Here is a 26,314-nt window from a genome sequence, read left to right on the forward strand (position 1 = left end):
TGTTTGAAATCCTCTGAAATGATCGCGCCCGATGACTATTCGCAGCGGAGAACGCAATTATCGATCAAGCGTGTGGTGCCGACATGGGTCGCTAATAACGCGACGGCGGACGCGCTGATCGTATCGATCGGTTGCAAGTTTTCGCAATCCACAATCACCGCATAGTCTACTCGATCGACCCCCTGTGAATCGGGCGTGTCAGCGAGTGGAGCGTGAAGTATTTCAGTAAGTTTGGCAACATCCCGCTGACCATTTTGGAACGCGGTTTGAACGCCCGCTAAGGCACGCGACAGACAGAGGGCTCGTTGCCGTTCGCTGTCACTGAGGTATCGGTTTCGGCTGCTCATCGCCAGTCCGTCAGATTCCCGAACGATGGGGCAGGGCATGATTTCAATTGGGACGTTCAAATCACGAACCATCGTTTCGATGACGCGCAGTTGCTGGTAGTCCTTTTGCCCGAAAAATGCGTGGCTGGTGGGCAGGATTTGGAACAGCTTCAGCACCACCGTCGCGACGCCGTCGAAATGCGTCGGCCGGAATTCGCCTTCGAGTGGCTTGCCGACATCGGGAGCTTTGACAAACGTGCTGGACCCGTCGGGGTACATTTCGCTGACGTCGGGAATGAACACGGCGTCACATCCCGCCGCGCTCAGCAATTCGATGTCGCGTTCGATCGTGCGAGGGTATTTGTCGAGGTCTTCGTTTGCCGCGAACTGTGTCGGGTTGACGAAGATCGTTGTGACGACGGCATCGCAAGACTTTCGTCCTTGTTCGACAAGCGAAAGGTGCCCGGCGTGGAGGGCGCCCATGGTCGGGACCAGTCCTACGGATTGGCCGCCACTGCGCAGATTCCATACAAAACGCCGCGCGTCCTGGATGGTATGGAGGATCTTCATCGGAAACTATCCGCGTGTTCGAGAATCACGATTGGCGGCCGAAACGATACCGAACGTGATCAGCAATGACTATCCGCGGAGTGGAAAGTAGATTGTTGTCGGCAGCTAGGGCAAGCTGGACGTTGCTTCGTCGAGGACGTGTTCCGCCACGTAGATCGGCAGCGGCGGCGAGAACGTGACAGCGACGGCGATAGCGTCGCTAGGGCGCGAATCGATTTCGACGATGTCGCCGTCTTCGGTTTCGACGCGGAGTTGAGCAAAGTAGGTTTGGTTGCTCAGGTTACTGATTACGACGCTGTGAATACGCCCACCGAGCGCTTCGGCGGTTTGCACCACCAAATCGTGTGTCAATGGACGCGGCGGGGTGTAACCGTCTTCTTTCACACGGCGGTCGATGTTCGTCGCCTCGAAGATCCCGATCAAGATCGGGAACTCACGCTCCCCATCGACTTCACGCAGATAGATCACTTGGCTTTCGGTGAGCTCGGAAATAATGATCCGAGCGAGTTGCATTTCGACGGGCATGATCAGGCAAGCCTTGTCAGGGGGCACCGGTTGGACGAACAGGATGCGGAATTTCGTCTACAAGAATCCGCAATCAGCGAAACGGTAGCGTGTTCCATCATAGCACTGTTGTCGAGCGCCGTTGACGGGTATTTCACGCGTGGATTTGATCGGCCGTTTTTGCGGGCGCGAAAAAGAAGTCACTGCCAATAAACGAGCCGCATCGCCTGGGGGTGACGCGGCTCGTCGTTGATTGAATGTGCAGAGTTGACTTAGGTTACAAGGACTGTGCCCTGCTAGCGGTGGCTACGCTTTAACTTCGCGGCGGAAGATCGTGACACCCAGCGGCGGTAGCGTGACGCTGATACTGTCTTTGCGACCATGGTGGCCAACGCCGGTGGTCTTGGCACCAGGGTAGTTGCCGACGTTGGAACCGCCGTAACGGTCACTGTCACTGTTGAAGATCTCTTTCCAGAAACCTTCTTTGTCGACGCCGACTTGGTAGTCATGGCGGACGACGGGGGTGAAGTTGCAGCAGACCAACAGTGGCTCGGTACCTTCGAGGCCTTTGCGAAGGAAGATGAGCGTGCTGTCCTGCCAGTTCATGCAGTCGACCCATTCGAAGCCGTCGGACGTGAAGTCCAACTCGTGCAACGCGGGGTTCTCTAGCACGACACGGTTTAGGTCAGAGATCAGCTCTTGGATGCCGCGATGCGATTCGAAATCCAACAGCAACCAGTCGGGACCGTCATCATGGTTCCACTCGTTCCATTGGCCGAGTTCGCCACCCATAAACAGCAACTTCTTGCCGGGGTGCGTCCACATGTAACTGTAGAGCAAACGCAGGTTGGCAAACTTTTGCCACATGTCGCCCGTCATCTGGCTCAGCAACGCGCCTTTGCCGTGAACCACTTCATCATGCGACAAAGGCAGCATGAAGTTCTCGGTGAAAGCGTAGATCATACTGAAGGTCAAATCGTTTTGGTGATGACCTCGGTAAACGGGCTCGCGGTGCATGTACGTCAGCGTGTCGTTCATCCAGCCCATGTTCCACTTGTAGGTGAAACCGAGTCCGCCATCATAAACCGGGCGAGAAACACCTGGCCACGCCGTCGACTCTTCGGCGATCGTGACAACGCCGGGGTGGTGTTCGTGAACGGCGACGTTGAATTCACGCAGGAACTCGATCGCCTCAAGATTTTCGCGACCGCCGTATTGGTTCGGAATCCACTCGCCGGCTTCGCGGCTATAGTCGAGGTACAGCATCGACGCGACGGCGTCCACACGCAAACCATCGATGTGGTATTTCTCTAGCCAGAACAATGCGTTGGCAACCAAGAAGTTGCGAACTTCGTTGCGACCGAAATTAAAGATCATCGTGCCCCAGTCAGGGTGCTCGCCTTGACGTGGGTCGGCGTGCTCGTAGAGCGCTGAACCGTCGAAGCGTCGCAGTCCGTGGCCGTCTTTGGGGAAGTGGGCCGGAACCCAGTCAACGATCACGCCGATGTCGTGTTGGTGCAAGTAGTCGACGAAGTACATGAAGTCTTCAGGGCTGCCATGTCGCGACGTTGGCGCGAAATAGCCGACCGTCTGATAGCCCCACGAACCCGTGAAGGGGTGTTCGGTAATTGGCAGCAATTCGACATGAGTGAAATTCATGCGATGGCAGTAATCGGTCAAGCGGTGAGCGAGATCGCGATAGTCCAGCCAGCCGTGCGTGCGTCCTGGGCCTTTTTGCCAGCTGCCGAGGTGGCATTCGTAAACATTCATCGGAACGTGCATCGGATTCATTTCCGCGCGTTGTTCCATCCAAGTGTTGTCGCCCCATTGGAAACTGTTCAGGTCACTGACGATCGATGCAGTCAGTGGCGGAAGTTCGGCGGCGAATCCGACCGGGTCAGTTTTGTCGACCCATTGGCCGTGTTGGTCAAGAATTCGGAATTTGTATTTTTGGCCGACGGTGACACCGGGGATAAACAATTCCCAGATGCCGACCGACTGGTCCATTTTCGCAACGTGGGCGCGACCGTCCCAGCCATTGAAGTCGCCGACGATTTGGACGACGCGAGCGTTCGGTGCCCAGACGGCGAAGTTCACGCCGTCATCATCGCCGACGGTGCGCAGCTGCGCCCCAAGCGTGTCGAACAGGCGGTAGTTTTTGCCTTCGCCCAGGAGGTAGCGGTCGTAGTCGCTCATGATCGAAGGCACCGCGTAAGGGTCTGCGACTTCGGTCACTTTTCCGTTTTTATCAGCCATTTGAATTCGGTAGGTAGCGTGGTCAATGGAGGTGGCTGCATCATTATGTTCGATTCGGCCGGCGTCGATGACACCCTCGCAAATGGCTTCGTAAAAGCCCGCAGGGTGCAATTTACGCATCGGACGGCGCACTCCGCTGATTCGGTCGATGACCCAAGCGGCTTGTGCATCGGGTAGAAAGCTGCGTACAGCGATCGCCTTTCCACCACGATAGTCAACCGTGTGCGGTCCCAGAATAGAGGAAGGGTTTTCCAGGTGACCGTCAATCAGTCGTCCTAACTCTGAAAGGTTGACCTGTGTTTGCATGTCCCAGAATCCAAAAGTCTGTCAGTCGGTGGATAGAAAACGTTCTGCTTGGTCGCTCTGCAACCGTTTTATTCGGCATTCAGATCTTCGGCGGTGAATCGACCTCGGCGTTTCGCTGTGGCATAGCGTCGCTCTGTCGGTCCGTCGAAGGTCGGTATTCCGTGTTCGTCTCGGAGCTCGGATGATGCCGCATCGGTCGCAAGCAGGCGTCTCAGTCGTGAACTGGGAGCTGGGACAATGCTGGGCCGGCGCCCCGGTGCTGCGGGCGTGTCGATCCGCAAGCTTGGTTCGATGAACGCTTGCCGTGGTGCCGGACGTTCGGGAAGGGCTGCATTTTTTGTACCAGCCTCGTCCGACCCGCGGCCGACCACGCAAGAACTGACCAGGCAAGCCTGGACGGTATGGATGTCGAGGGCACGGTCGACACGACGCCACAAGTCCGCATGTTGGACAGCGACGCGACGGCCGAAGTGTTCCCAGACAAAGTTGTTTTGTCGCCAGCGCGGAAGAGACTGCGAAAGCGACCGGATCAAGTATCGGTTAGTGCTCAAGAGCGTCACCGAAGTTGGCCCGTCGATCGCTTCGAGCCCGCGGACCGCCGCAAGCAACGTGAGTCGGTTGAGGTCACCGAAATCACGGTCCTCAGCATCGAGCACCAGTTGGCCCTTGCTGTCTTCGAGTGCGAAACGCCATTGACCGTCGGTCAATGTCGTGGATTGGGCTTCGCAAACCAGCAGGAACTGGGTCTGAATCGTACGTCCAATAGAAGAGGGCATTCCAAAACTTGGCACGGCAAGGGGAGGATTGTGTAAGGCTCGGTTGCTCTCGATCACTCTCGGATCGGTGGCTTCAGTCGGATCTGATAGCTTCACGATTCGTGACTCCAGTGGATTGGGGCGGCCAAACTGGTGTCGGTACTGACACGCGGTCGGTCCATGGCATCGAACTGAGAGACGACAAACGGACAGTGCCCGGCGGCCTGACCTTTGCGGGAGGGGGGCAAGGTCGCGACCGCAGACACAGACGCCGAGGCTTGCCCGCGAATTGGGAGGGGCAGGCAGTCTCGGCGTCGCACTAATGGACTCGTCAAACTCTGCCACGCCGCCAAAGTTTGTCTAGAAGAATTCGTTTGCCCCAACTCAACCCTGATGGCAAGACACGAGCATTCGATACAATCGGTGCCGTTTCAAAACGACGCCTTCGTCGTTGCTTCATTCGCGACCTTTGCAATCGCATTTGGTGGCGTGATTGCAATCGCGTTGTTGGATTTTAAATCACGTTGTTGCGAATCGCCGTTCAACTCTTCTTACCTGTTAAATGTCCCCCGATGTCGGACTCCAAAAAGCCTTCTAAAAAATCAAGTTCGAAACCCAAGCAACGCGCTGATAAAAAATCGCCGTGGTATCGCGACGGCCTGAGTTTCGAATGCACGCAGTGTGGTCAATGTTGCAGCGGCGAACCCGGCTACGTGTGGGTTGACGAAGAAGAGATCGAATCGATGGCCGTGCAGATGAAGCTGTCCGTCGATGACTTCGAAGCAAAGTTCATACGCAAGGTTGGCGTGGATAAAAGTCTGCGTGAGTACCCTGATGGTGATTGCATCCTGTTGGATCCCGAAAAACGGAATTGCCTCGTCTACGAAGGACGTCCGATTCAATGCCGCACCTGGCCGTTCTGGGATTCGACACTGAAAACGAAACGCGATTGGAAAGAGACCTGTGACGTTTGTCCGGGCGCCGGTACAGGCAAGCTTTACTCGTTCGACGAAATCGAAGTGCAACGCAAAAAGAAAAGCGTTTGAACGGCAACGCGTAGACACCTAACCGCACGCCATCGCGTTTCGGCTGATGGGTGTATTCAATCAGCCGCATTGGCGATAGCCAGCGGTTTCGTGGTTTTGCTTGAGCGTCGGCTTTGGCGATGTGTTTTTGTTTTGGTAGGTGAGATGGCAGGCGGAGCCTGCGAGACAGATGCGTGCGAGGCGGAGCCTGCGCACGAGCAGTGGGATGAAGACACCTAATCGCACGCTATCGCGTTTCGGCTGATGGGGTTTATTCAATCATCCGCATCACGCTCTTGGTTGCGTGCTTTCTTTCGCGATCGCGAACCATTTTGCAACCTCGCTGCCGTCCGCAGCCCACCTTGGAAGTTTGTTATCATGCAAGTGGCGTGATCGCGGAATGCACCGCGGCATGTCGCTCTCTTTGCACGACACTCTTGGTTTGGCGGACTTCAATGGGTTTCATCGTTGCTTTGGATCAAGGCACCACTAGTTCACGCGCGATCGCGGTGGACGAGAACGGACATATCTGTGGGATCGAACAACAAGAGTTCAAGCAGCACTTCCCAAAATCGGGTTGGGTCGAACACGACGCCAATGAGATCTGGCAATCACAACTTGATGTCACACGCAAACTTCTTGACCGATTGAAAATTGATGCGTCCCAGATCGCCGGCATCGGACTGACCAATCAACGCGAAACGACGTTGCTGTGGGATCGCAAAACGGGGCAACCGATTCACAACGCAATCGTATGGCAGGACCGCCGGACGTCGCCGGAGTGTCAGCGATTGATCGCCGACGGTGCAAACGAGATCGTTCAAGACAAGACAGGGCTGCTGATCGATCCGTATTTCTGTGGAACCAAGATCGGCTGGCTCTTGGACAATGTATCTGGCGCCAGGGCACGCGCCGAACGCGGTGAACTTGCGTTTGGCACCATCGACAGCTGGCTAATCTGGAATCTGACCGGTGGTCGATTGCACATGACCGACATCACCAACGCGTCGCGGACGATGTTGATGAATCTGCACACTGGAAGTTGGGACGACGAGCTATTGGAACTCTTCAAAATTCCGCGTGAATTGTTGCCCCAGATTCGCCCGGCGTGCAGTGTTTACGACGAAACAGATAGCGAGTTGTTTGGCGGCGTGATCAAGATTGCCGGTGCTGCGGGAGACCAACAGTCCGCGTTGTTCGGACAGAATTGCTCTCGACCCGGCATGGCCAAAAACACCTATGGCACCGGTTGCTTCATGTTGATGAACTTGGGCGATCAGCCCCAAGCATCCCGGCACAAATTACTGACGACTGTCGCCGCCAGTCCTAACGCGTCACTCAGCTATGCATTCGAAGGCAGCGTGTTCATCGCCGGTGCGGCGGTTCAGTGGCTGCGTGACGGACTGGGCATCATCGAATCGTCCAGCGACATCGAGGACTTGGCAGCGACTGTCGAAGACACCGATGGAGTCTACTTGGTGCCGGCGTTCAGCGGATTGGGGGCACCGCAGTGGGATTCAGAAGCCCGTGGGACGATCGTCGGGCTGACACGTGGTACGACGAAAGCGCACCTCGCACGAGCGACACTCGAGGGCATTGCGTTTCAAGTCGCCGACGTGCTGGACGCGATGCAAAACGACGCCGGCGAATCGATCCATGAATTGCGTGTTGACGGGGGCGCAGCACAGAACAACTTATTGATGCAGTTTCAAGCGGACATCATGCAAACGCCGGTTGTCCGGCCCAAAATCACAGAGACGACCGCGATGGGGGCGGCGTATCTCGCGGGCTTAGCAACAGGATTTTTTCCGTCGATCGATTCAATCGAATCGGTCTGGGAAGTTGAACGCCGATTCGAGCCGTCAATGAAGCAGAGCGAAGTCGAATATCGTCGGGAACGCTGGGCGGAAGCGTTGCGTCGATCGCAGCACTGGGAGAGAACGAACGCATGACGATTCAATTGGATCGGCAAGCGTCGATCACCAAGATCGCGACCCGTTGTAAACCTTGGGACCTTGCCGTCATCGGCGGCGGGGCAACTGGAGTCGGGATCGCAATGGATGCGGCCAGCCGGGGATTGGACGTGGTATTGCTCGAACGTTTTGATTTCGGCAGCGGTACGTCCAGCAGAAGTACAAAGCTGGTCCACGGCGGTGTGCGTTATTTGAAGCAAGGCAATCTGACCTTGGTGCATGACGCGTTGCATGAACGAACCTTGCTCAAGAACAACGCTCCGCATTTGGTACACGATCGCGCGTTTGTGATCCCGTGCAAGAGCCTGCGTGAATGGTTGTTTTATGGCGCGGGGCTAAAAGCGTATGACTTGCTGGCGGTACGCAATAGTTTTGGCAGGTCACACTTGATCTCGAAAAGTGCGACGCTGAAGCAATCACCTGGTATCCGCGAGGAACGTGTTTACGGAGGCGTCGTGTACCATGACGGCCAGTTCGATGACACACGTTTGCTGATCAACATGCTGCAAACGGCTGCCGAATATGGTGCCTGCGCGGCGAACTATGTGACCGTGGAAAGTCTGTTGAAAGACGATGACGGTCGGGTTCAAGGCGTTGTCGCTCGCGACATGGAATCGCAACAATCCCACGACGTGTTTGCCAAAGCGGTGATCAATGCCGCGGGACCGTTTTGTGACGAGGTGCGTCGCTTGGACCGGTCAGATGCTGAACCGATGGTCGCGGCGAGCCAAGGGATCCACTTGGTTCTTCCGATCGAGTTCTTTCCCGGCGATCACGCGATGATCGTTCCGAAAACATCTGACGGACGCGTCATTTTTATCGTCCCGTGGCATGGACACGCAGTCGTCGGAACGACAGACACGGCGATTCCTCAGGCGGTACCAGAGCCAACCGCTCAGCGAGCAGAGATTCAGTTCCTGCTGGACACCGCGTCGGATTACTTGACAAAAACACCGACCCTGAACGACGTGCAGAGCGTGTTCACCGGGATTCGGCCGCTTGTCAAAGCCGACACCAGTGGAGGATCGGGAAAGAAGACGTCGGCGCTTTCGCGCGATCATGTCATCCGCGATTCGCCGTCAGGGTTGATCACGATCACCGGCGGAAAGTGGACCACGGTGCGGAAGATGGCAGAGGACTGTGTGGATCACGCAATCGACCAAGCAAAGCTTGCCGCGTCTCCGTGTCAGACAAAAACACTTGCCGTTCATGGCGCGACATCGGTCTCGGCGAATCCTAGGTCACATTACGGTACCGATTTGATTGAAATCGAGGCGATCGAACATCAGCGACCTGAATTGTCCGCACCGATCGACGAGTCGTTGCACATCACCGGAGCTGAAATCGTATGGGCGGCAAAAAACGAGATGGCGCGCCATGTGGAAGATGCGCTTGCACGACGAACGCGGGCGTTGTTTCTGAACACCGCCGCGGCAATACGGGCAGCACCAACGGTCGCTAAACTGATGGCGGCTGAGCTCGGGATGGACGAAGCCTGGGTTGAAGAGCAAATCAGCGCGTTCAATAAGTTGGCGGCCGTCTATGACCCGCGTCATTTGATGTCGTGACAGAACCTGTTCGGACTCGCGAGGAGATGTCAGGGAATGAAAGTTGGGATCCCCAAAGAAGTCATTGATGGCGAAAGACGTGTTGCCGCGACTCCGGACACCACTCGGCGCTTGATCGAGAAACTTGGTTTCGAAGTGCTTGTCGAACGAAATGCCGGTGCCGCGGCAAGTTTCCCGGATGCTGCCTATGAAAACGCCGGGGCGATTCTCTGTTCCGACGCCACAGAGATTTGGGGGAACGCAGAAATCGTTTTAAAAGTTCGCGGACCAAGCGAGCATGAACTGGGTCAACTTCGCAACGGGCAGACTGTTGTCGGTTTTCTGGCTCCCGCACAGAACGAAGATTTGCTTCACCGCATTGCCGAGCGCGGTGCAAATGCGTTGGCGATTGAAGCGGTACCGCGAATCAGTCGGGCGCAGAAGATGGACGCGCTCAGTTCGATGGCGAATATCGCAGGTTACCGGGCGGTTGTCGAAGCTGCTGGACTGTTCGGCAGATTCTTTACCGGGCAAATCACTGCGGCAGGGAAAGTTCCTCCCGCACGTGTGCTGGTGATTGGTGCTGGGGTCGCGGGGCTTGCCGCGATCGGAACCGCGCGGGGGTTGGGGGCGATCGTTCGGGCGTTTGATGTCCGTCCCGAAGTCGCCGATCAGGTCAAAAGTATGGGAGCAGAGTTTCTGTACCTGCAATTCCCAAGTGACGAGAACGGTGGGACCAGCGGCGGCTATGCAAAAACGATGAGCAAGGAGTTCATTGATGCGGAAATGGCTTTGTTTGCTGACCAAGCACGAGACGTCGACATCATCATCACGACGGCGCTGATCCCAGGAAAGCCGGCGCCGACGTTGATCACGACTTCGATGGTCGAGTCGATGCGGCATGGCAGTGTCGTGGTTGATTTGGCGGCAGAGCAGGGTGGCAATTGCGAAGTCACCGTACCAGGGAAGGTCATCCAGCATGAAGGCGTCCATGTGGTCGGATACTACGATCTACCGAGTCGCTTGGCACACACGTCCAGCCAGCTCTACGGAACCAACTTGTTTCACTTGTTGGACGAGATGGGCGGTGCTGAAAAATTCCGAATCGACATGGACGACGTCGTGATACGCAGTGCGACGGTGGTTCATCAAGGTCAAGTGACTTGGCCGCCACCTCCAGTTGCCGTTTCAGCGGCTGCGCCAGCGAAACCAGAAGAAGGCCAACAGAAAACGCCGGCAATTGCAAAACAGCGTGGCGTGATCGACGTGGTGTTGACAATCGCCGGGATTGCGCTATTGGCAATGCTGGTGATGACGCAAGATCGAGGCGTCTTGACGGATTTCACTGTCTTCGTTTTGGCATGCATTGTCGGTTGGCAGGTAATTTGGAACGTGACGCCGGCGCTGCACACCCCATTGATGAGCGTGACCAATGCAATCAGCGGCATCATCATTGTCGGCGGGATGGTCCAAGCCGGCACCGATCATCCGGTGGCTTCGGTGTTGGGAGCGATCGCGATCTTTGTCGCCACGATTAACATCGCTGGCGGATTTCTGGTGACTCAGCGGATGCTGAAGATGTTTCGCAAACTAGACGGTTAACAGCACACCGCAGTGACGTATTCGATGACCGATTCCCTCGTCTCACTCAAGTCTTGAAGATTCATGGTCAACAGCATGGTCGCGTCCCAAGAGATCGGTTTAAACGAATCCGCCGCGCTGGTGATGTACTTGGTGGCTGGTGTCTTGTTTATCTTCAGTCTGTCGGGGCTGTCGAATCAATCCACTGCGCGCCGCGGCAACCACTTGGGCATTGCCGGGATGTTGTTGGCACTGGTCGCGACGGTTTTCGGTTTGATGCAGGGCGGGTATGGGGTAACCGCAATTGCGATTACGCCTGCCGTTTTGATCGGTGCCGTGTTGGCAAGAAGTGTGCCGATGAAAGGGATGCCTGAGCTTGTCGCACTACTGCACAGTTTCGTTGGACTAGCCGCTGTTCTGGTTGGGATCTCCAGCCATTTGGATCCGGCGATCAATGTCCCGCCGGGCGAGCAGACGATCCACGAGATAGAGATTTTCGTGGGCGTGTTTATTGGCGCGATTACTTTCACCGGGTCGATCGTCGCGTTTTTGAAATTGAAGGCCACGATCAGCGGCAACGCGTGGCTGATCCCCGGTCGTCACCTGGTCAATTTGGCCGCCCTGGCGATTTGTGTCTGTCTTGGGGTTTGGTTTTGCCAAGTGGAAACGTCTGCGGCGATGGTGCCGCTGTTGTTGATGACGGCGATCGCTTCGCTGATTGGCATCCACATGGTGATGGCGATTGGTGGTGCGGATATGCCGGTCGTGGTTTCGATGTTGAATTCCTACTCCGGATGGGCGGCATCGGCAGCCGGTTTCATGTTGAAGAACCATTTGCTGATTGTGACCGGGGCACTGGTTGGCAGCAGCGGTGCGATCTTGTCGTACATCATGTGTGCTGCGATGAACCGAAGCTTCGTCAGCGTCATCATGGGTGGCTTTGGTACGGGAACCTCGTCCAGTCAGACGGAGATCGAAGGAACCGTTCGCGAAATCAGTTTGGACGAGACGGTTTCGACGTTGGAAGACGCCCAAAGCGTGGTGATTGTGCCCGGTTATGGGATGGCCGTCGCACAAGCACAGCATTCGCTTGCCGAGGTTGTCAAAACGCTTCGAGGCCAGAACAAAGAAGTTCGATTCGCGATTCACCCGGTTGCGGGGCGTTTGCCAGGGCACATGAACGTGTTGTTGGCAGAAGCCAATGTGCCGTACGACATTGTCTTGGAGATGGACGAGATCAACGAAGACATGTCCGACACCGATGCGATTTTGGTGATCGGTGCGAACGACATCGTGAATCCGGCGGCCCTTGATGATCCGAATAGTCCAATTGCCGGGATGCCGGTCATCGAAGTTTGGACGGCCAAGACTTGCATCGTGATGAAGCGGGGGATGGCGACCGGCTATGCCGGGGTGGTCAATCCGCTGTTTTACAAAGAGAACACCTGGATGTTGTTCGGCGATGCCAAAGAAAATGTCGACGCGCTGCTGCAAAAATTAAAACGCTGATCACTTCCGAAAGAGTTTCTTCTCTTCGATCAACGCGTTTGAGAATCGACATCCAACGACAAGACGCTTCGCACCTCAACGAATGAGGGGGACCGGCGGTTCGACTCGGGTGGATTGGACGTTACAAGTGGCCCTTATCTGACCGGAAAGTTGATCAAGATTCGCAATTGGACTTGCGTTTGACGAGACAAGTTCGCGCCGAAGTCGGGCAAAAAAATAGCTCACAAGAATTTCACAGAATCGCGCAAGAACCCCTGGGCGCCGAAGGGACGATCGACGATATTCCTTGTGCGGGATGGAGCAGCCCGGTAGCTCGCGAGGCTCATAACCTCGAGGTCGTCGGTTCGAATCCGGCTCCCGCAACTTCGTCGCTTTAGTAGCTGCAAAAGTGACAACAACTTAAAAAGGCCAGCGTGTTCTCACGCTGGCCTTTTTTCGTATGCGCACGCAGCGGCATACGGGGCCTGCTGAATTCCCGTGAGTGCTTTCGGGTAGTGGGAGTGCAGGAAAGCAAGTTGGCTGAGTGTGGGGGCGTTAAAATCAACGTGCCGTGTGACTTGGTTTTGCAAGTTTGCTTGTGGCGCCAGGCAAATTCCCCGGAACGCCCGATTCTTTCGAGAGCTTTTCTATGAACGGTGTGCTCGTTCGCAACGCGTTGGTCGGCCTGTGTTGTTTTGCGTTCGCAACCATTGGCTTGTTTGGCAGTGGGCAGCAGCTTTGTGCGGAGGAAACTGCAAGAGCTTCGGTTGATCACAACACCAGTCCAACGACGCCCGTCAGTGATTTGCCGCTGCAACTGCCTCGCGGGAAAGACGGCGATGGCAGCGTCCTTGTCGCCGGTGAGCTCAAGCGTTGGCACAAGATCACGCTGACTCAATCGGGGCCGTTTGCCCACGAACAAGACAACGTCCCGAATCCGTTCACCGATCACTGTTTGTCCGTCACGTTTACCCATCGCGATGGTGCGACGTACACGGTTCCAGGCTACTTCGCCGCGGACGGAGACGCTGCGAACAGTTCAGCCGAATCGGGAAACGTGTGGCGAGCCCATTTTGCACCGGATCGCGTTGGGGAGTGGGATTGGCAAATCTCATTTCGTAGCGGTCATCACTGTGCATTGGATGAGAATCACGCCTCCCAAAAACTTGCGCCGTACGACGGAGTCAGCGGGACGTTCACGGTGGGCGAGTCCGATAAATCAGGGCGTGATTTTCGCTCCGCCGGTCGCCTGGCCTATGTAGGTAAGCACTACCTTCGTCATCTCGGGTCCGGCCAGTACTTCATCAAAGCGGGGGCCGACGCGCCGGAGACGTTGCTCGCTTACACGGATTTCGACAACACGGTTGCCGGCAATCCCCGAAAGGCACCTTTAAAGCAATGGGCACCACATGTTCGCGATTGGCAGACTGGTGACCCGACGTGGAAAGACGGCAAGGGCAAAGGATTGATTGGCGCGATCAACTATTTGTCTGGTAAGGGATGCAACGTGTTCTCGTTTTTGACCTACAACGCGGGCGGCGACGGTGACAACGTTTGGCCGTTCATCGATCGCGACGACAAGCTCCATTACGACTGCAGCAAACTTGACCAGTGGGGCATCGTCTTTGATCACGGCACAAATCGCGGGATGTACCTGCACTTCAAAATGCAGGAAACAGAAAACGATGACCATGTGCAAGGGCCACGCAAGGCCGCGTTCATCGCTGAGTCACTCGACGGCGGCAATTTGGGGCCGCAGCGACGCTTGTACTGCCGTGAACTGATCGCCAGGTTCGCACACCAGATGGCGCTCAATTGGAATCTCGGCGAAGAAAACACACAAACCACGGCTCAGCAAATCGCAATGATCGACTACATCGCCGGACTGGACGCATACGACCATCACATCGTTGTGCACACCTATCCGGAAGCACAGGATCAGGTGTATCAGCCATTGCTTGGTCAGCAATCGAAGCTGACCGGGGTTTCACTACAGAATTCCGAACTTGAAACGACGCATGCACAGACGGTGAAGTGGGTTGAGGCATCGGCTGCTTCGGGGCGGCCATGGATTGTTGCGTTTGACGAATCAGGGAGTGCCGCTCATGCCCAATGTCCGGATCTTGGCTACAACGGATTTGATGGTCGCGACCGGCAGGGGACCACTGTCTACGACGAGCACACCGTTCGCAAGCAAACGTTGTGGGGGCATTTGATGGGTGGCGGTGCCGGGAACGAATACTATTTCGGCTACCAATTCGATCAGAATGACATCGTGTGCGAGGATTGGCGAAGCCGGGACCGCAGTTGGGATTATTGCCGTCACGCGCTTTCGTTCTTTCAAGGTCACGACATTCCGTTCTGGGAAATGACCAATGCGGATGCGTTGGTCGACAACTTGCGCCATGACAATTCGAGATATTGCTTGGCAAAATCTGGCGAGCTCTATCTGGTGTATCTTCCAGAGGGCGGTGCGCATCAATTGGATCTAAGCGAAGCGCCCGGCAATTTTGCCGTGCAGTGGTACAACCCACGAAGCGGCGGAAAGTTAACGTCAGGCGAGACCGCTGAAGTCGTTGGCGGTTCTGTTGTTCGCATAGGATTGCCGCCGAATGACATCGATCTGGATTGGCTGGCTGTCGTTCGGAAACGCTAACAGCGAGTACTACCGCCGGATTGATGAGGACGTTGACTCGAGTTATTTCAACTCGCCGCTCGTCACGGAACTAATTGGACCAATCGTTGCCTGGTCAACTGGTTTTGCGGTTGGTTCTGGAGGGCGCATCTTAGCGGTCGCTTGTCGAGCCAGAGCTGAAAAGATGCCTGAAAACGCAGTCTCCGTCGTCTTCTCACGGTACCGTTGATGAACTCGCGAAAAGTTGTTGCCTCGTATTTTGCCATTCAAGCGTTGGGAGTGATCGCTTGGTGGCTGGTACTGTTGATGGCACCTTGGAGTGTGTTCTGGTTTTGGCCGAGCCAGTGGCCGGCAATCAGTTTGTACGTCTTTTCGGTTGCCGATCTCTTGTTGATTGTCATCGGTTCGGCGGTCGCAGCGATAGGCGTTTGGCGGCGGAGCGGATGGGCGAGGCAAGCGGTTTGGATTGTCACCGCAGTTTGTTGGTACCCGACGCTCGTCTGTCTCACAGCGAGCGTGGCGACAGGAGAAGCGTGGAAAGCTGCAGCCATGATGGTATGCATGTCAGGATTGTCGTTGGCAATGGCAACCGCGATCGGCAATCGCGATACCGGTCCGGCAGCGTTTCGGGTCGCGACGATGTCACACCGACAGGCTTTGATCGCAACCTGTTTTCAGATCCTGATTTTTTGGGGAACGTTCCTTTGGGTCTTGCCGATGGCAATTGTCGAATTGCAGGCAGAACTCGAATGGCCTCGATTTAGTCATTCGTATCAGACGAGTCTTTCGGCGGTCCTCTTCGTTCTGGCTTCTTGCCTTGGAATTTGGTGCGGTTGGTCGATGGTATCACGCGGAGGTGGAACACCGTTGCCTACGGCGTCGGCACCGGAGCTGGTGGTCAGCGGGCCCTATCGCTACGTGCGGAACCCGATGGCGGTCGCGGGAATCTTGCAGGGATGTGCGATGGGATGGTTACTAGGCAGTTTGCCGGTGATTGCGTACAGCTTGATTGGTGTATTTGTCTGGCATGTGTTTGTCCGTCCTGCCGAAGAAGACGATCTCGCTGAGCGATTTGGTGATCAATACACGCGGTATCGCGATCAGGTCGGTGTATGGGTGCCAAGACGATTGCCTTCTGGGAGCACGTCCCCCAAGCTGTGAGCGTCTCAACGGTTGCCAACCCTCAACGATTTGTGAATTCGATCAATTGCTTTTTGTGGTCAACGTTCGATAATGCAATTGTGGGACACAACGATTTATCTCAGGCCACTCTATCGAGTGGGCGTTCAATGCGGCCTTCTTCCCTTCACCGAGTCGTCTTTCAGCTGATCCTTCTGGGACTCGGTGTTTTCGTCGCCGGATTGAACGTTGTCGCTGCTTCTTGCGATATTCAAGCGCCAGCCGTAGGCACAAAGGCAGGGAACTTTGAGCACTCGCCGGAGAATTTTGCGGCGGTTAAGAATGGCGTTTGGCAGCCAGTAGGTGCCGAGAGCGAAACTCATGCGTTGCGTACGTCTGAGCCCGTCAACTCATCGGCGGACAATGAAACGGAATCTGAGCGTCTGCATGAAGGAAGCGTCGTCGCGATTGAAAGGCGACTGCCGTTCGGGCGTTTCGCGATTGTCAAAACGTCGGCAGTCTGCTTTGGGCTGCCAACGCTCTGCGAAATGGGAATTCGATTGCAAATCTAGGGACGGCAACGACCACGTTGCGCTTTCCTCATTTGATTTCAATCGATCTTCACCTTACTTGAAGGATGATTTCCCATGTTTTTTATCAACCGTGTTCCCAAGCAACCGTCCAGTCAGTTGCCTTCGCGAGTGATCCAAGCGATCGCGGCGGGGGATTATGCCACCGCATGTGATGCTTTGCAGGCGATGTCATGTACGCCCAAGCAGCGAGACGTCTTAGGCGTTTGCTTTATCCGAGCTGGACGATTTCAATCCGCTGTCGAACTCTACAAGTCAATGTGTTTGCTTCATAACACAACGATGCTGCGTCCCGGAATCGAAGACTCCGTCAAGATCAACTATGCGACGGCGGTGCTGCTGGCTGGCAGACCAAGCGGTGCGTTGGAAATTCTCGCTGACGTGGTTAATCATTCCAACGACGAAGAACTTGTGCTGCGTACGGCGATCAAGGAATGGGAACGAAGTCTCTCGTTTTGGCAGCGTTTGGATTGGCGTCTCAATCGGATTCAGCCTCCGAACACCTGTGTCACGATCAACGGGACATTGGGAATGCTTCCCAGTGGGCTGTTGGAGTCGGCTTCGTCTTCGCGGCCAGAATCGGATGCGGAACAAACTCCGCCACCCATCGCTGCCTGACAGCCTGCCAAGCGAGTCAACTCGATAGACTCATGAGTATGAATCACAAAAACAACTTGGTAGCGGTGAGTAAATTTTTGAGCCTGGTTCTTCGGCACCGGCCAGACGTGATTGGTGTCGAGTTGGACTCGGAGGGGTGGGTTGAAATTGAGGCATTGATTTCACAAGCCAACACGCACGGAAAGTCGTTGACGTTGGAGCAAGTCCACGAGGCGATTGTGAACAACGACAAAAAGCGGTTTGCGTTGAGTGACGATGGGCTTCGTATTCGCGCGAATCAAGGGCATTCGGTGGCGGGAGTCGATCTCTTGTTTGATGCGGCGGAGCCTCCCAAGGTTCTCTATCACGGCACTGTTTCGGCATTTCTGGAACGTATTCGTCGACAAGGATTACAGAAACGGTCTCGGCACCACGTTCATCTATCAAGTGATAGAGTTACTGCAGAGAAAGTCGGCTCGCGACGCGGCAAACCGGTGGTATTGACGGTTGATGCAGCAACGATGTTTGCCGACGGGCACGTGTTCTTTCTCTCTGCCAATGGCGTTTGGTTGGTTGACGCGGTGCCGGAACCCTATCTGGCGTTTCCTGTAGGAGCATGCGAGTGATCGATCGAATTGCGGTTTCTGGTTATCGGTCGATTCGATCTATCATTTTGCAGCTCGGACAGTTGACGGTGATCACCGGTGCGAACGGGACCGGGAAATCAAATCTTTATCGCGCGTTGAAGTTGATCGCCGATGCTGCGGCGGGACGGCTTGGCGAATCGATCGCAAGAGAAGGCGGTTTCGAGTCGATTCTTTGGGCGGGGGTGAAGAAGAACAAGAAAGATCCTGTCGCTGTACGATTGGGGTTTACGGCTGATCCTTATAGCTACTGTTTCGATCTTGGTCTGCCGGTTCCAATGCATTCGGCCTTCGACGGCGACCCTGAAATGAAACGCGAGTGTTTGTGGCGGGGTGTTGGGATGGACCCCAAGGCACTTTGCGTTGATCGCAAAGTGAGGACGCTTCGGTGTCGCGGTGGTTCAGGAAAATGGGAGGATGTCGATTTGCCGTTGTCGCGGCATGGAAGCATGCTTTCGGAATACTCGGATCCCTTCAACGCACCCGAGTTGGTTGTGATGCGGGAACTGATTTGTTCGTGGCGATTCTATGATACGTTCCGCGTTGATGCAGACTCACCAGCACGCCGGACGTCCATTGCCACATTCACTCCGGTGATGGCGAGTGATGGGCGCGACTTGGTTGCGGCGTTACAAACGATCTTCGAGATTGGTGATGCGGATGGGCTATTGGATGCAATTGATGACGCTTTTCCTGGCTCGATTCTGAAGATCGATTGTCTCGATTCTGGGTTGCAGGCGAGTCTGCAGCAGCCGGGGATCAAGCGTGATTTGACTGCGTCGGAATTATCGGATGGGACGTTGAGGTACCTGTTGCTTGTTGCGGCACTTTTGACACCACGGCCTCCAGCACTGTTCGTCCTCAATGAGCCGGAAAACAGCTTGCACCCTGAGTTGATGCCGTCGTTGGCAAAGTTGATCAAGAAGGCTGCTGAGAATAGCCAAATTGTGGTTGTCAGCCATAGTGCCAGACTGGTCGAACTATTGGAGGAAGACGACGTTTGCGTTCCTATTCAATTGGAGAAAGTCGGCGGCGAAACAGTCATTGCTGGTGGCGATCTGTTGAGCCAATACGGATGGAAGTGGCCAAGCCGATGAGCAGAAAAAAAGAAGCGGCATTGCGATCCCGGAAAGTTATCTTCGATTCCCGCTAGAATGGGGGAACTTCTTTCGTCCGCCGCTGTCGAATTAGAACGCCAAACTACCGTTTCGAAGGATGTTGCTGTGAAGAAACTTGTCTGTGTGATCGCGTGTGCCATGGTCGGAATTGCGTCGACATTTGCACAGGAGCCGAACGCTGGTCCGGGTTCAACTCGTTTTGACGACTCCGCCATGTTTGCCGGTCCGACGCAGGACGTGACTTATCAAGTCATTTGGTTGATCGAATCCGACGACGCCAATCGCGAGGCTTACTCAGGGCCAGCGAGCGGCGGATTGACGGAGGCGGGTTATGGGCGACTGGTGCGGGCCGGGAGTGCGACGGCAGCGGTGACAATTGGCCAGCCATCGACGGTGACCGGAAAATCTCGATATGGCCAGATGAGTGTTCTAACGTCGCTTTTGAATACGACCGAGCAGGACAAGCTACAGATCAAAGTGCAATTGCGCATACAGAATCAAACACCGCTTTCGATCGAAAGCACCATGCGTGTTCCTATGGACCGTTGGTTTTTGATCGGTTCCGCGGATTCGCGAGTCGGCTTACCCAAGCACGACGCGGACGGAAAGCGTGGCTTGGCAATCATGAAAATCACCGATGGCGTGCTGCTACTTGATTCAGAGAAGTAGATCCACTAGCGATTGAAGTCTAGTGCTCACCCTCGTCGCATTTGAAAGTTGGTGAGCCGGACGCCGCGACAATTGACCGATTGCTCGGTGACGACAGCGAAGCCCATTTTTTCGAAGAAGGATTTGGCGGTGATGCTGGCGTCAGTGCTAATGCTTTCGATGCCTTCCGTTTCGGCGTCATGAATGAGCTGTTCGACCAGGCGTCGCGCGATCCCTTGACCTTGGTGGTCTGCCGACACGAACAGTCGATCGAGATGTCCTGCTTTGGTCATGTCGGTGAAGCCAACCACCGAGTTATTTTCGATCGCTACATAGGCGAATCGGCTATTAAACCGTTCTCGCCATGCGTCTTGATCGATTTCTGCGGGGGCCCAAGCATCGACTTGCTCCTTCGTGTAGTCGCGAATGTTGACACGATGGACACACTTGCGAAACAGCATCAAACAATCGGCCGCGTCGCTTGGTTCGAACGCTCGAATGCAGAATCGTGACTCGTTGCACATGTTCTTTTTTGCGAAGGGAACAGGGAACTTTCTCGACGGATGCGAACCTGGAACAGCAACTTTGCGACTAATACTACGAGCCAGCAAATTTGGTGGCTGTACCGATTCTAGAAATGATCGGCCCGATTTCCAGCAGCTTCGGTGAGTTCAGCGATGCGTCAGTCGATTTTTCAATACTTCATTGCGCCGCGCGTTTCCAAGTAGCGTGGACGCCTTTTATCGAGACCGCCATGACGTTGGTCAATGGTGAGGAAACAATTCAATGACACACAGCATAGAACATCGATGGACACGACCACCGAAAACCACTTTTCGACGCAGGTTGTGACGCGAGTCGCAGGAGAAGACATTCGTCCCGGTGACTTCGTCACGGTTCTGAATGAGATGATCGAGCTTCCTTCGTTTTTGTGGGGTTGTTCAGCAGGCATTGTTTCAGCTGAAGAACCAATTCGTTCTGTTTACAAACCTCAAGACGCTGGCAACCCAAGCAAAGTCGTCGCAGTTTGCTTGCCGTTCGTTTACGTCAAACGGGCGTTTGGTGGAATCAGGGTCTTCGATACCCGGCGACACCAATTGGTTCGGCTTGATCGACAAACCGGACGAATGGTTTGGAAACGACTGAGGGTAAAGCGAAAGAAAAAACGCAAGTAAGCGAAATTCACAAGACGCCCGTTGCAACGATCGGTTTGCAGCGGGCGTTTTTCGCGTAACGGTTCGACTTCGAATCCGCTTGGTTAGGAGCGTCTGGATCTCGTACGCTGACCTGATCTCTTTTGAAGTGAGTACCGTACCATGTGGCAGTTGAAAATGTTGCAGATCAAAACGCCTGGTTTTCTGGCAAGAACCTTCGCCCCGCTGTGCTTGATCGCGGCATCGTTCTTGGTGGCACCGCAAGCTCAAGCACAAACTTCGATTCCGCTTTACACGACCAGCTATAGCGTTCAGGTGGAGTGGTATTTTTGGCGAAGTGGAGGGACGTATTGGGCCACGGAGTTTGAGTCTGACAACTATGTAGAGGCCGAATTGATTTACGAATTGTTCGATGCGGCGTTGGAGTCTGGAACGCTTGTCGAGATCTTGGGGGGGAACATCAGTTCCTGGATTCCAATCGATGTTCGCCTGAGAACGATCCGTCACTGGAACATCGACCTGTTGGAGCCGGTCACGGTGAACACAACGCCTGGTTACAATTGGACAAGGCAGTGAGTTCTTTGATCGGTAGGGTGATTCAGGATGGTAGTGCGGGACAAGACTGATGCGATCGTTGGATGTATCCTTGGGACCGCGGTTGGCGATGCGTTGGGGTTGCCGTACGAAGGGCTGACTCCGTCTCGCGCACGAAGAATGCTCGGCGCTCCAAGTCGCTATCGGTTTTTGTTTGCCAAAGGCATGATCTCGGATGATACCGAGCACACCTGCATGGTTGCGCAGTCGCTGATCGAATCTGGGATGGATGTTGAACTGTTCGGAAAATGTCTTGCGCGACGTTTGCGATGGTGGCTGTTCGCTTTGCCAGCAGGAGTCGGCAAAGCAACCGCTCAGGCGGGAATTAGATTGTGGCTGGGGAGAGGCCCAAGCAAAGCAGGCGTGTTTTCAGCGGGGAATGGTCCCGCGATGCGAGCGGCAATTTTCGGGGCAGCTGTTGATGATGTTTCTCTGCTTTTGCAGCTGGTGCAACGCTCTTCGTATTTGACGCACACCGACCCCAAGGCCGAGTATGGTGCGATTGCAGTTGCCTTGGCAGCGAAGCACGCACGAGAATCTGAAGTGATTGATCCAAGGTGTTGGTTAGATGGAGTGATCGACGCAACGAAGGGCGACTGCGACGAATGGATCGAATTGCTTCAGTCTGCAATCGCGAGCGTCGAGCGTAATGAATCGACTGTTGATTTTGCGAGGCAGGTTGGCCTCGAGCGTGGTGTAACAGGGTATGTCTATCACACCGTGCCGATCGCGATTCATGCTTGGCTTTCAAGTCCTGACGACTACCGAAAAGCCGTCGTTGCGGCGATCGAATGCGGCGGAGATGCTGATACGGTCGCCGCAATCGTAGGAGGGATCGTGGGGTCGCGGACAGGCGAAAAAGAAATCCCTGGGAACTGGTTGAATGACCTTTGGGAATGGCCGCGAAGCGTGAAATGGATGCGGCATGTTGGCCAGACTGTTGCGGTTGGGGGTGAAGGTCAACACCGCATCCAAGCACCGAAGGTCAACCCAGTAAGTGTTGTCTTTCGAAACGTTCTGTTCTTGCTCGTCGTCTTGTTCCACGGTTTTCGTCGCTTGGCCCCTCCGTATGATCGTACGCTGTCTCATCAGTCATCGAACTAGCCGCCGAAGAAACTTGCAATGCAAATCGATCGAGACTCTATCGAGCAGAACCTCCGCCTACACGTTGACCGTTTAGCGGGTCTGATTGGACCGCGAACGTTGGATCATCCGAAGACGATCCAAGCGACCATTGGATATTTGGACGCCCAATGGGCCGAGATGGGCTATGGCGTATCACATGAATGTTATGACGCAGAAGGAAAGGAAGCGACGAATCTGATCGTCGAACAGAAAGGAAGCAGGCGTTCGGAGCAAATCGTGTTGTTAGGCGCCCACTACGACACGGTGTTTTGTACGCCTGGTGCCGACGACAATGCTTCCGCAGTCGCGGTATTGCTGGAAGTCAGCCGATTGCTGCGCGAGCATTCTGGCAAACGAACCGCGCGGTACGTTGCCTTTGCGTGCGAAGAGCCTCCGTATTTCAATTTCGATTCGATGGGTAGCCAATACCATGCCCGCGAGTCGAAACGACGTGGCGACCAGATCATTGGGATGCTGTGCCTGGAAATGGTTGGTTACTATCGTCTCGAGGAAGGATCGCAGTCCATCCCGCCCGGGATTCCAAAATGGATGCATCGGTTCTTTCCGAAACGTGGCAACTTCTTGGCGGCGGTTGGCAATCTGCCATCGTGGAAGCTGTGTTGGCAGTTTCGGCGTGGGTTTAAGCGAGGAACACGCCGGATGCCGTTTTTCTCGATCTGTCTGCCAGAAAAAATTAATGAGATCCGTTTGAGCGACAATAGCTCGTTTTGGGACCAGGGCTACCCGGCGTTGATGCTGACGGATACCAGTTATCTACGGAACCCGAACTACCACAAGGCAACCGATACGCCGGACACGCTCGACTATCCGCGGATGACCGAAGTGACCTTGGGCGTTGCTGGAGCGATGCGAAAACTGCTCGGATAGATCTATGGAACTAGGTCGAATGGCAGTTCTTGTTGCTGGAGAATCTCGGTTGCATTGGGAAACAATTGCTGAAGCGTTTCGCGATGGACACGATACTCGTCGGCGTGCATTTCGCGGTCGGAGAAGTACTCGCTTTCAAGGAAAGTGGTTTGTGTTCCGCGAAGGCAATCGATAAGCAGTTTCGACGACGCATCGTGATTTCCTCGGCCGTGCCAAATGGTTGCGAGCTGGCTCATTTCATCGCATCGGAAATAGGTGTCGAGTCCCTCTTTCAATTTCAAAAAGTAGGACTCGGCCAAGTCCCAGTCTTGGGCGACAAACGCAGCTCTGCCGAGCATTCCGAAGCCCAAGTTGTGTTGCCAATGCGGATCGAAAAGCTGAATGAGCCTCACGACCTTTTCGAACTCGCCAAGTTCAGCCAGTCTGGTCGTGTACGCTTCAAATTGGTTGCCAAACAAAGTAAACGAGTCATAAACCTCTGGATGTTTGGCGTCTGGCAACTTCTCGGCGGCTGCGAGACAACGTTCGAAAGCGAGCTGTTGTGCGGTATGTCGGTCTCCCGAAGGCGTCGATTCGATCGCGTCCAAATAATCTTCGAGGTGTTTTTGAATTAGGCCGTTGCGTGCTAGCAGCGAAGCGGTGCGTTCGATGGATGCGGTTGCGAGTTCTTCCAAAAGTGTTTCATAACCCGCAATCAATTTATCGGCAGGGAAGGGGGCTGGTTTGTTGCGCAAGGCAGCCTTTCGATCGACCGGGGCGGTCAGTCCTAGTAGCGATCGACCGAGATGGATTCGCAAGATCGATTCGTCGTTCTCGTCCTCGGGAAAGTCATCTGGCGAATACCAAGTGCATTTGTTCCCGTCGAGAACGATCCAGCCGTTGTTCCCGTCATGCGATGCGGTGGCGATGGCGACCAGCCGATGGTCGCGGTTTAGTTTTGGCGACAGTTCGGCGACACGGACAATTCGTGCGTTGTCATATTCGTCAGGTGGAAGGTGGCGTAGCAGGGGCGCGTATTCGTCTGCATCGGTGATTTCGGTGACTTCGATCAATTCATTGACGCACATTTCCCAGGTGCAGTGAATCGCGTAGCAGTCCTCGGGCGGGCGCATCGGCATGTTGTTGGAAAAGAAGCACCAAGTCATGCTGCCGACCAGACCGTAGTTGGTGTTGTCGTTGCTGAGCCCTGACTTGTCGATCGCCCGATATTTGAGGAGCCAGAACTGTGTCGGTCCATCATGAGTCGGCCACTTCAGTTGTCGCGAATCGACACTTCGACTTCATCGGGGGGACTGCCAAGTTCGTTTGGATGGGCCAGCCAATTCGCAAAGGTTGCTCGAGCCCGAAACGTTTCGTCCTGTGTTTCAGCGGGAATATTCTCAGCGAGATCCAGCTCTTGAAGGTAGTGGCTTGCGCGTTCGCTATGGGAAACATCGTGACAATAGCGAACGAGTGCGTCGATGCCTTCAGACCGTCCAAGCTTTGCCGCCGCCCAAGCGGCTTCGATTTGGACACCGACATCAGCGTGTTGCATTGACAAATTCAACAGCTCGTCGCGATCGCCGGAACTTAGGAAGGGGAGCGCTGCGGTTGCGCTATGCGCATAGCTGAACTCGTCAGGATCGGACGAACAGATCCAAGATCGAAGTTGCGAGATACCGTCTTTTGTATCGAAAGGATGTGGTTCGATTTGATGCTCGAGCGAGTTGACGTTGCCAACGTCAAGGAGGCTCACGGCGATAAATCCTGGAGGGATTGGGGTTGCAATGCGTTGCAAGATTGAACGAACAGAAGGGTGATCGCTGGAGAACATCTGCAGCACCGGACCCCACATATAGTTTTCGGGGGCGAGGGGACGTTTCACGGCTTTGATGATCCGTTCGCTACCGGGCTTCGAGCCATACATTGCGAAGATCTTCAGCATGAATAGCAAATCACTGATGTGCGCTTCGGTATCGAGGTGAAGCATCTCGTCATAGATTTGAATCAGCTCTGCGATGCCTTCGGTTGCCATGATTTCGAAGGCGGGCACATCGACGCTCTCGATGTCTTGGAAAAGGGCGGCAAGACAGAAAACCGGCAAATCTTCGATTGTCGCCGTTGAATTCGACCGTGCGATTTGACGCGAGACAGACCGCAGTGCTTCAACGATCGCGAATGCATCTCGGCGAGATTTGATCGAATAATCACCGATCGAACGTATTTCAACCTGCAGGTCAGCGTTGGGCTTCAGTCCGCGTCGAATGGCCCTGGTAAGCGGTGATCCAAACATTTCCGTCCGAAAGTTAACTGTCTAGCTATGGTACGAGTTTCCCCGGAGCAAGACAGAAATCGGATCGATCGGAATCACTCGCGGAGAGCCGGAGTATATCGAATCGACGGAGGTCGATGAGGCTAGGCGACGATACAACGCTCGGCGGGATCGTAATCCGTGCCGGGCGTTGCGCTTCGATTGTCTATTCTGAGGTGGGCATCGCAGAAAGATCCATCCACATGGGCTCGAAGACGTGCCCACTCGGATCGGCAAACGAACGTGTGTACATAAAACCGTAGTCTTGCGCGGGTGTCACATCAGGTGTGCCGCCGTTTTCGCCAGCCAACTTCGCGACCTCGTCCACCGCTTCACGGCTATTGAGCGACATTGCCACCATCACCTCACTGTGATTGGGAGGTGGGATCGGCCGATCGGTGAATGTTTTCCACTTTGCATGAGTCAAAAGCATTAACGAAAACGTTTCGCTCCATACCATGCATGCGGCGGTTTCGTCGGTGAAGGTCGGGTTGTTCTTAAAGCCGATCGCTTCGTAGAACTGCATCGACACGGGCAGGTCCAGAACGGGAAGGTTCACGAAAATTGATTTGGACATTGGG

The 26,314-nt window shown here is 54.9% G+C and carries 25 protein-coding genes and 1 tRNA gene; 18 read left to right on the forward strand and 8 right to left on the reverse strand.

The window, feature by feature from the left end:
- Positions 1–35: 35 nt before the first annotated feature.
- The 4 genes from panC to CGZ80_RS28295 form a co-directional block, all read right to left on the reverse strand.
- Positions 36–896: a pantoate--beta-alanine ligase gene (gene panC / locus CGZ80_RS15920; protein ID WP_094416198.1), complete on the reverse strand. Its 861-nt coding sequence runs from the start codon at positions 894–896 to the stop codon at positions 36–38.
- A 105-nt stretch (positions 897–1,001) separates the two neighbouring features.
- Complete coding sequence (locus tag CGZ80_RS15925; protein WP_094416200.1) at positions 1,002–1,421, reverse strand: bifunctional nuclease family protein; 420 nt, start codon at positions 1,419–1,421, stop codon at positions 1,002–1,004.
- A 285-nt stretch (positions 1,422–1,706) separates the two neighbouring features.
- Positions 1,707–3,962, reverse strand: coding sequence for a 1,4-alpha-glucan branching protein GlgB (glgB, locus tag CGZ80_RS15930; protein WP_094416202.1), 2,256 nt, complete (start codon positions 3,960–3,962; stop codon positions 1,707–1,709).
- Between the two features lie 68 nt (positions 3,963–4,030).
- Positions 4,031–4,738, reverse strand: a complete 708-nt coding sequence (locus tag CGZ80_RS28295; protein WP_198953710.1) for a ribonuclease HI — start codon at positions 4,736–4,738, stop codon at positions 4,031–4,033.
- A gap of 551 nt (positions 4,739–5,289) precedes the next feature.
- Between CGZ80_RS28295 and CGZ80_RS15940 the strand changes: the two genes are divergently transcribed.
- From CGZ80_RS15940 to CGZ80_RS16005, 13 genes are all read left to right on the forward strand, one after another.
- Positions 5,290–5,763 (forward strand): YkgJ family cysteine cluster protein, encoded by a 474-nt coding sequence (locus CGZ80_RS15940; protein ID WP_094416204.1) that lies wholly within the window; start codon positions 5,290–5,292, stop codon positions 5,761–5,763.
- A 434-nt stretch (positions 5,764–6,197) separates the two neighbouring features.
- Positions 6,198–7,694 (forward strand): glycerol kinase GlpK, encoded by a 1,497-nt coding sequence (gene glpK / locus CGZ80_RS15945; protein WP_094416206.1) that lies wholly within the window; start codon positions 6,198–6,200, stop codon positions 7,692–7,694.
- On the forward strand, positions 7,691–9,283 hold the full coding sequence (locus CGZ80_RS15950) for a glycerol-3-phosphate dehydrogenase/oxidase (protein WP_233148456.1): 1,593 nt from the start codon (positions 7,691–7,693) through the stop codon (positions 9,281–9,283). The genes glpK and CGZ80_RS15950 overlap by 4 nt, the downstream gene beginning before the upstream one ends.
- A gap of 36 nt (positions 9,284–9,319) precedes the next feature.
- The gene (locus tag CGZ80_RS15955) at positions 9,320–10,864 is read left to right on the forward strand and encodes a Re/Si-specific NAD(P)(+) transhydrogenase subunit alpha (RefSeq protein WP_094416208.1); all 1,545 of its coding nucleotides are present in this window, start codon (positions 9,320–9,322) and stop codon (positions 10,862–10,864) included.
- Between the two features lie 63 nt (positions 10,865–10,927).
- The gene (locus tag CGZ80_RS15960) at positions 10,928–12,352 is read left to right on the forward strand and encodes an NAD(P)(+) transhydrogenase (Re/Si-specific) subunit beta (RefSeq protein WP_233148457.1); all 1,425 of its coding nucleotides are present in this window, start codon (positions 10,928–10,930) and stop codon (positions 12,350–12,352) included.
- A gap of 289 nt (positions 12,353–12,641) precedes the next feature.
- A tRNA-Met gene (locus CGZ80_RS15965) sits at positions 12,642–12,715 on the forward strand.
- A 265-nt stretch (positions 12,716–12,980) separates the two neighbouring features.
- Entirely contained in the window at positions 12,981–14,987 is a 2,007-nt protein-coding gene (locus tag CGZ80_RS15970; protein ID WP_094416210.1) for a DUF5060 domain-containing protein, read from the forward strand.
- Positions 14,988–15,194: 207 nt separating this feature from the next.
- Positions 15,195–16,127, forward strand: a complete 933-nt coding sequence (locus tag CGZ80_RS15980; RefSeq protein ID WP_094416214.1) for a methyltransferase family protein — start codon at positions 15,195–15,197, stop codon at positions 16,125–16,127.
- 128 nt (positions 16,128–16,255) lie between these two features.
- Positions 16,256–16,657 carry a hypothetical protein gene (locus tag CGZ80_RS15985; protein WP_143543965.1) on the forward strand — a complete coding sequence of 134 codons (402 nt, stop codon included), beginning with the start codon at positions 16,256–16,258 and terminating at the stop codon, positions 16,655–16,657.
- 75 nt (positions 16,658–16,732) lie between these two features.
- On the forward strand, positions 16,733–17,293 hold the full coding sequence (locus CGZ80_RS15990; RefSeq protein WP_094416218.1) for a hypothetical protein: 561 nt from the start codon (positions 16,733–16,735) through the stop codon (positions 17,291–17,293).
- A 32-nt stretch (positions 17,294–17,325) separates the two neighbouring features.
- Positions 17,326–17,898 (forward strand): RNA 2'-phosphotransferase, encoded by a 573-nt coding sequence (locus CGZ80_RS15995; RefSeq protein WP_233148458.1) that lies wholly within the window; start codon positions 17,326–17,328, stop codon positions 17,896–17,898.
- Positions 17,889–19,013: an AAA family ATPase gene (locus tag CGZ80_RS16000; protein WP_233148459.1), complete on the forward strand. Its 1,125-nt coding sequence runs from the start codon at positions 17,889–17,891 to the stop codon at positions 19,011–19,013. Before CGZ80_RS15995 ends, CGZ80_RS16000 begins: the two co-directional genes overlap by 10 nt.
- 57 nt (positions 19,014–19,070) lie before the next feature.
- The gene (locus CGZ80_RS16005) at positions 19,071–19,703 is read left to right on the forward strand and encodes a hypothetical protein (RefSeq protein ID WP_094416222.1); all 633 of its coding nucleotides are present in this window, start codon (positions 19,071–19,073) and stop codon (positions 19,701–19,703) included.
- 26 nt (positions 19,704–19,729) lie between these two features.
- On the opposite strand, the gene CGZ80_RS16010 is transcribed toward CGZ80_RS16005, so the two are convergent.
- A complete protein-coding gene (locus CGZ80_RS16010; protein WP_094416224.1) occupies positions 19,730–20,206 on the reverse strand; it encodes a GNAT family N-acetyltransferase in 477 nt (158 codons plus the stop codon).
- Between the two features lie 113 nt (positions 20,207–20,319).
- Between CGZ80_RS16010 and CGZ80_RS28030 the strand changes: the two genes are divergently transcribed.
- The 5 genes from CGZ80_RS28030 to CGZ80_RS16030 all read left to right on the forward strand — a co-directional run bounded on the left by CGZ80_RS28030 (position 20,320) and on the right by CGZ80_RS16030 (position 23,443).
- Positions 20,320–20,472 (forward strand): hypothetical protein, encoded by a 153-nt coding sequence (locus CGZ80_RS28030; protein WP_158249845.1) that lies wholly within the window; start codon positions 20,320–20,322, stop codon positions 20,470–20,472.
- Positions 20,473–20,491: 19 nt separating this feature from the next.
- A complete protein-coding gene (locus tag CGZ80_RS16015) occupies positions 20,492–20,857 on the forward strand; it encodes a hypothetical protein (protein ID WP_094416226.1) in 366 nt (121 codons plus the stop codon).
- A 141-nt stretch (positions 20,858–20,998) separates the two neighbouring features.
- Positions 20,999–21,412: a hypothetical protein gene (locus CGZ80_RS16020; RefSeq protein WP_094416228.1), complete on the forward strand. Its 414-nt coding sequence runs from the start codon at positions 20,999–21,001 to the stop codon at positions 21,410–21,412.
- A 33-nt stretch (positions 21,413–21,445) separates the two neighbouring features.
- Positions 21,446–22,534 carry an ADP-ribosylglycohydrolase family protein gene (locus CGZ80_RS16025; RefSeq protein WP_233148461.1) on the forward strand — a complete coding sequence of 363 codons (1,089 nt, stop codon included), beginning with the start codon at positions 21,446–21,448 and terminating at the stop codon, positions 22,532–22,534.
- Between the two features lie 18 nt (positions 22,535–22,552).
- Positions 22,553–23,443: a M28 family peptidase gene (locus tag CGZ80_RS16030; protein ID WP_094416231.1), complete on the forward strand. Its 891-nt coding sequence runs from the start codon at positions 22,553–22,555 to the stop codon at positions 23,441–23,443.
- Between the two features lie 2 nt (positions 23,444–23,445).
- Here CGZ80_RS16030 and CGZ80_RS16035 read toward each other — a convergent pair whose 3' ends face one another.
- The 3 genes from CGZ80_RS16035 to CGZ80_RS16045 form a co-directional block, all read right to left on the reverse strand.
- Positions 23,446–24,561 (reverse strand): hypothetical protein, encoded by a 1,116-nt coding sequence (locus CGZ80_RS16035; protein WP_143543966.1) that lies wholly within the window; start codon positions 24,559–24,561, stop codon positions 23,446–23,448.
- 134 nt (positions 24,562–24,695) lie between these two features.
- Positions 24,696–25,715, reverse strand: a complete 1,020-nt coding sequence (locus CGZ80_RS16040; protein WP_094416236.1) for a hypothetical protein — start codon at positions 25,713–25,715, stop codon at positions 24,696–24,698.
- A gap of 184 nt (positions 25,716–25,899) precedes the next feature.
- Positions 25,900–26,310 carry a VOC family protein gene (locus CGZ80_RS16045; protein ID WP_094416238.1) on the reverse strand — a complete coding sequence of 137 codons (411 nt, stop codon included), beginning with the start codon at positions 26,308–26,310 and terminating at the stop codon, positions 25,900–25,902.
- Positions 26,311–26,314: the final 4 nt, after the last annotated feature.

The organism is Rhodopirellula sp. MGV, from assembly GCF_002251265.1.
GTDB classification, from domain to species: Bacteria; Planctomycetota; Planctomycetia; order Pirellulales; family Pirellulaceae; genus Stieleria; species Stieleria baltica_A.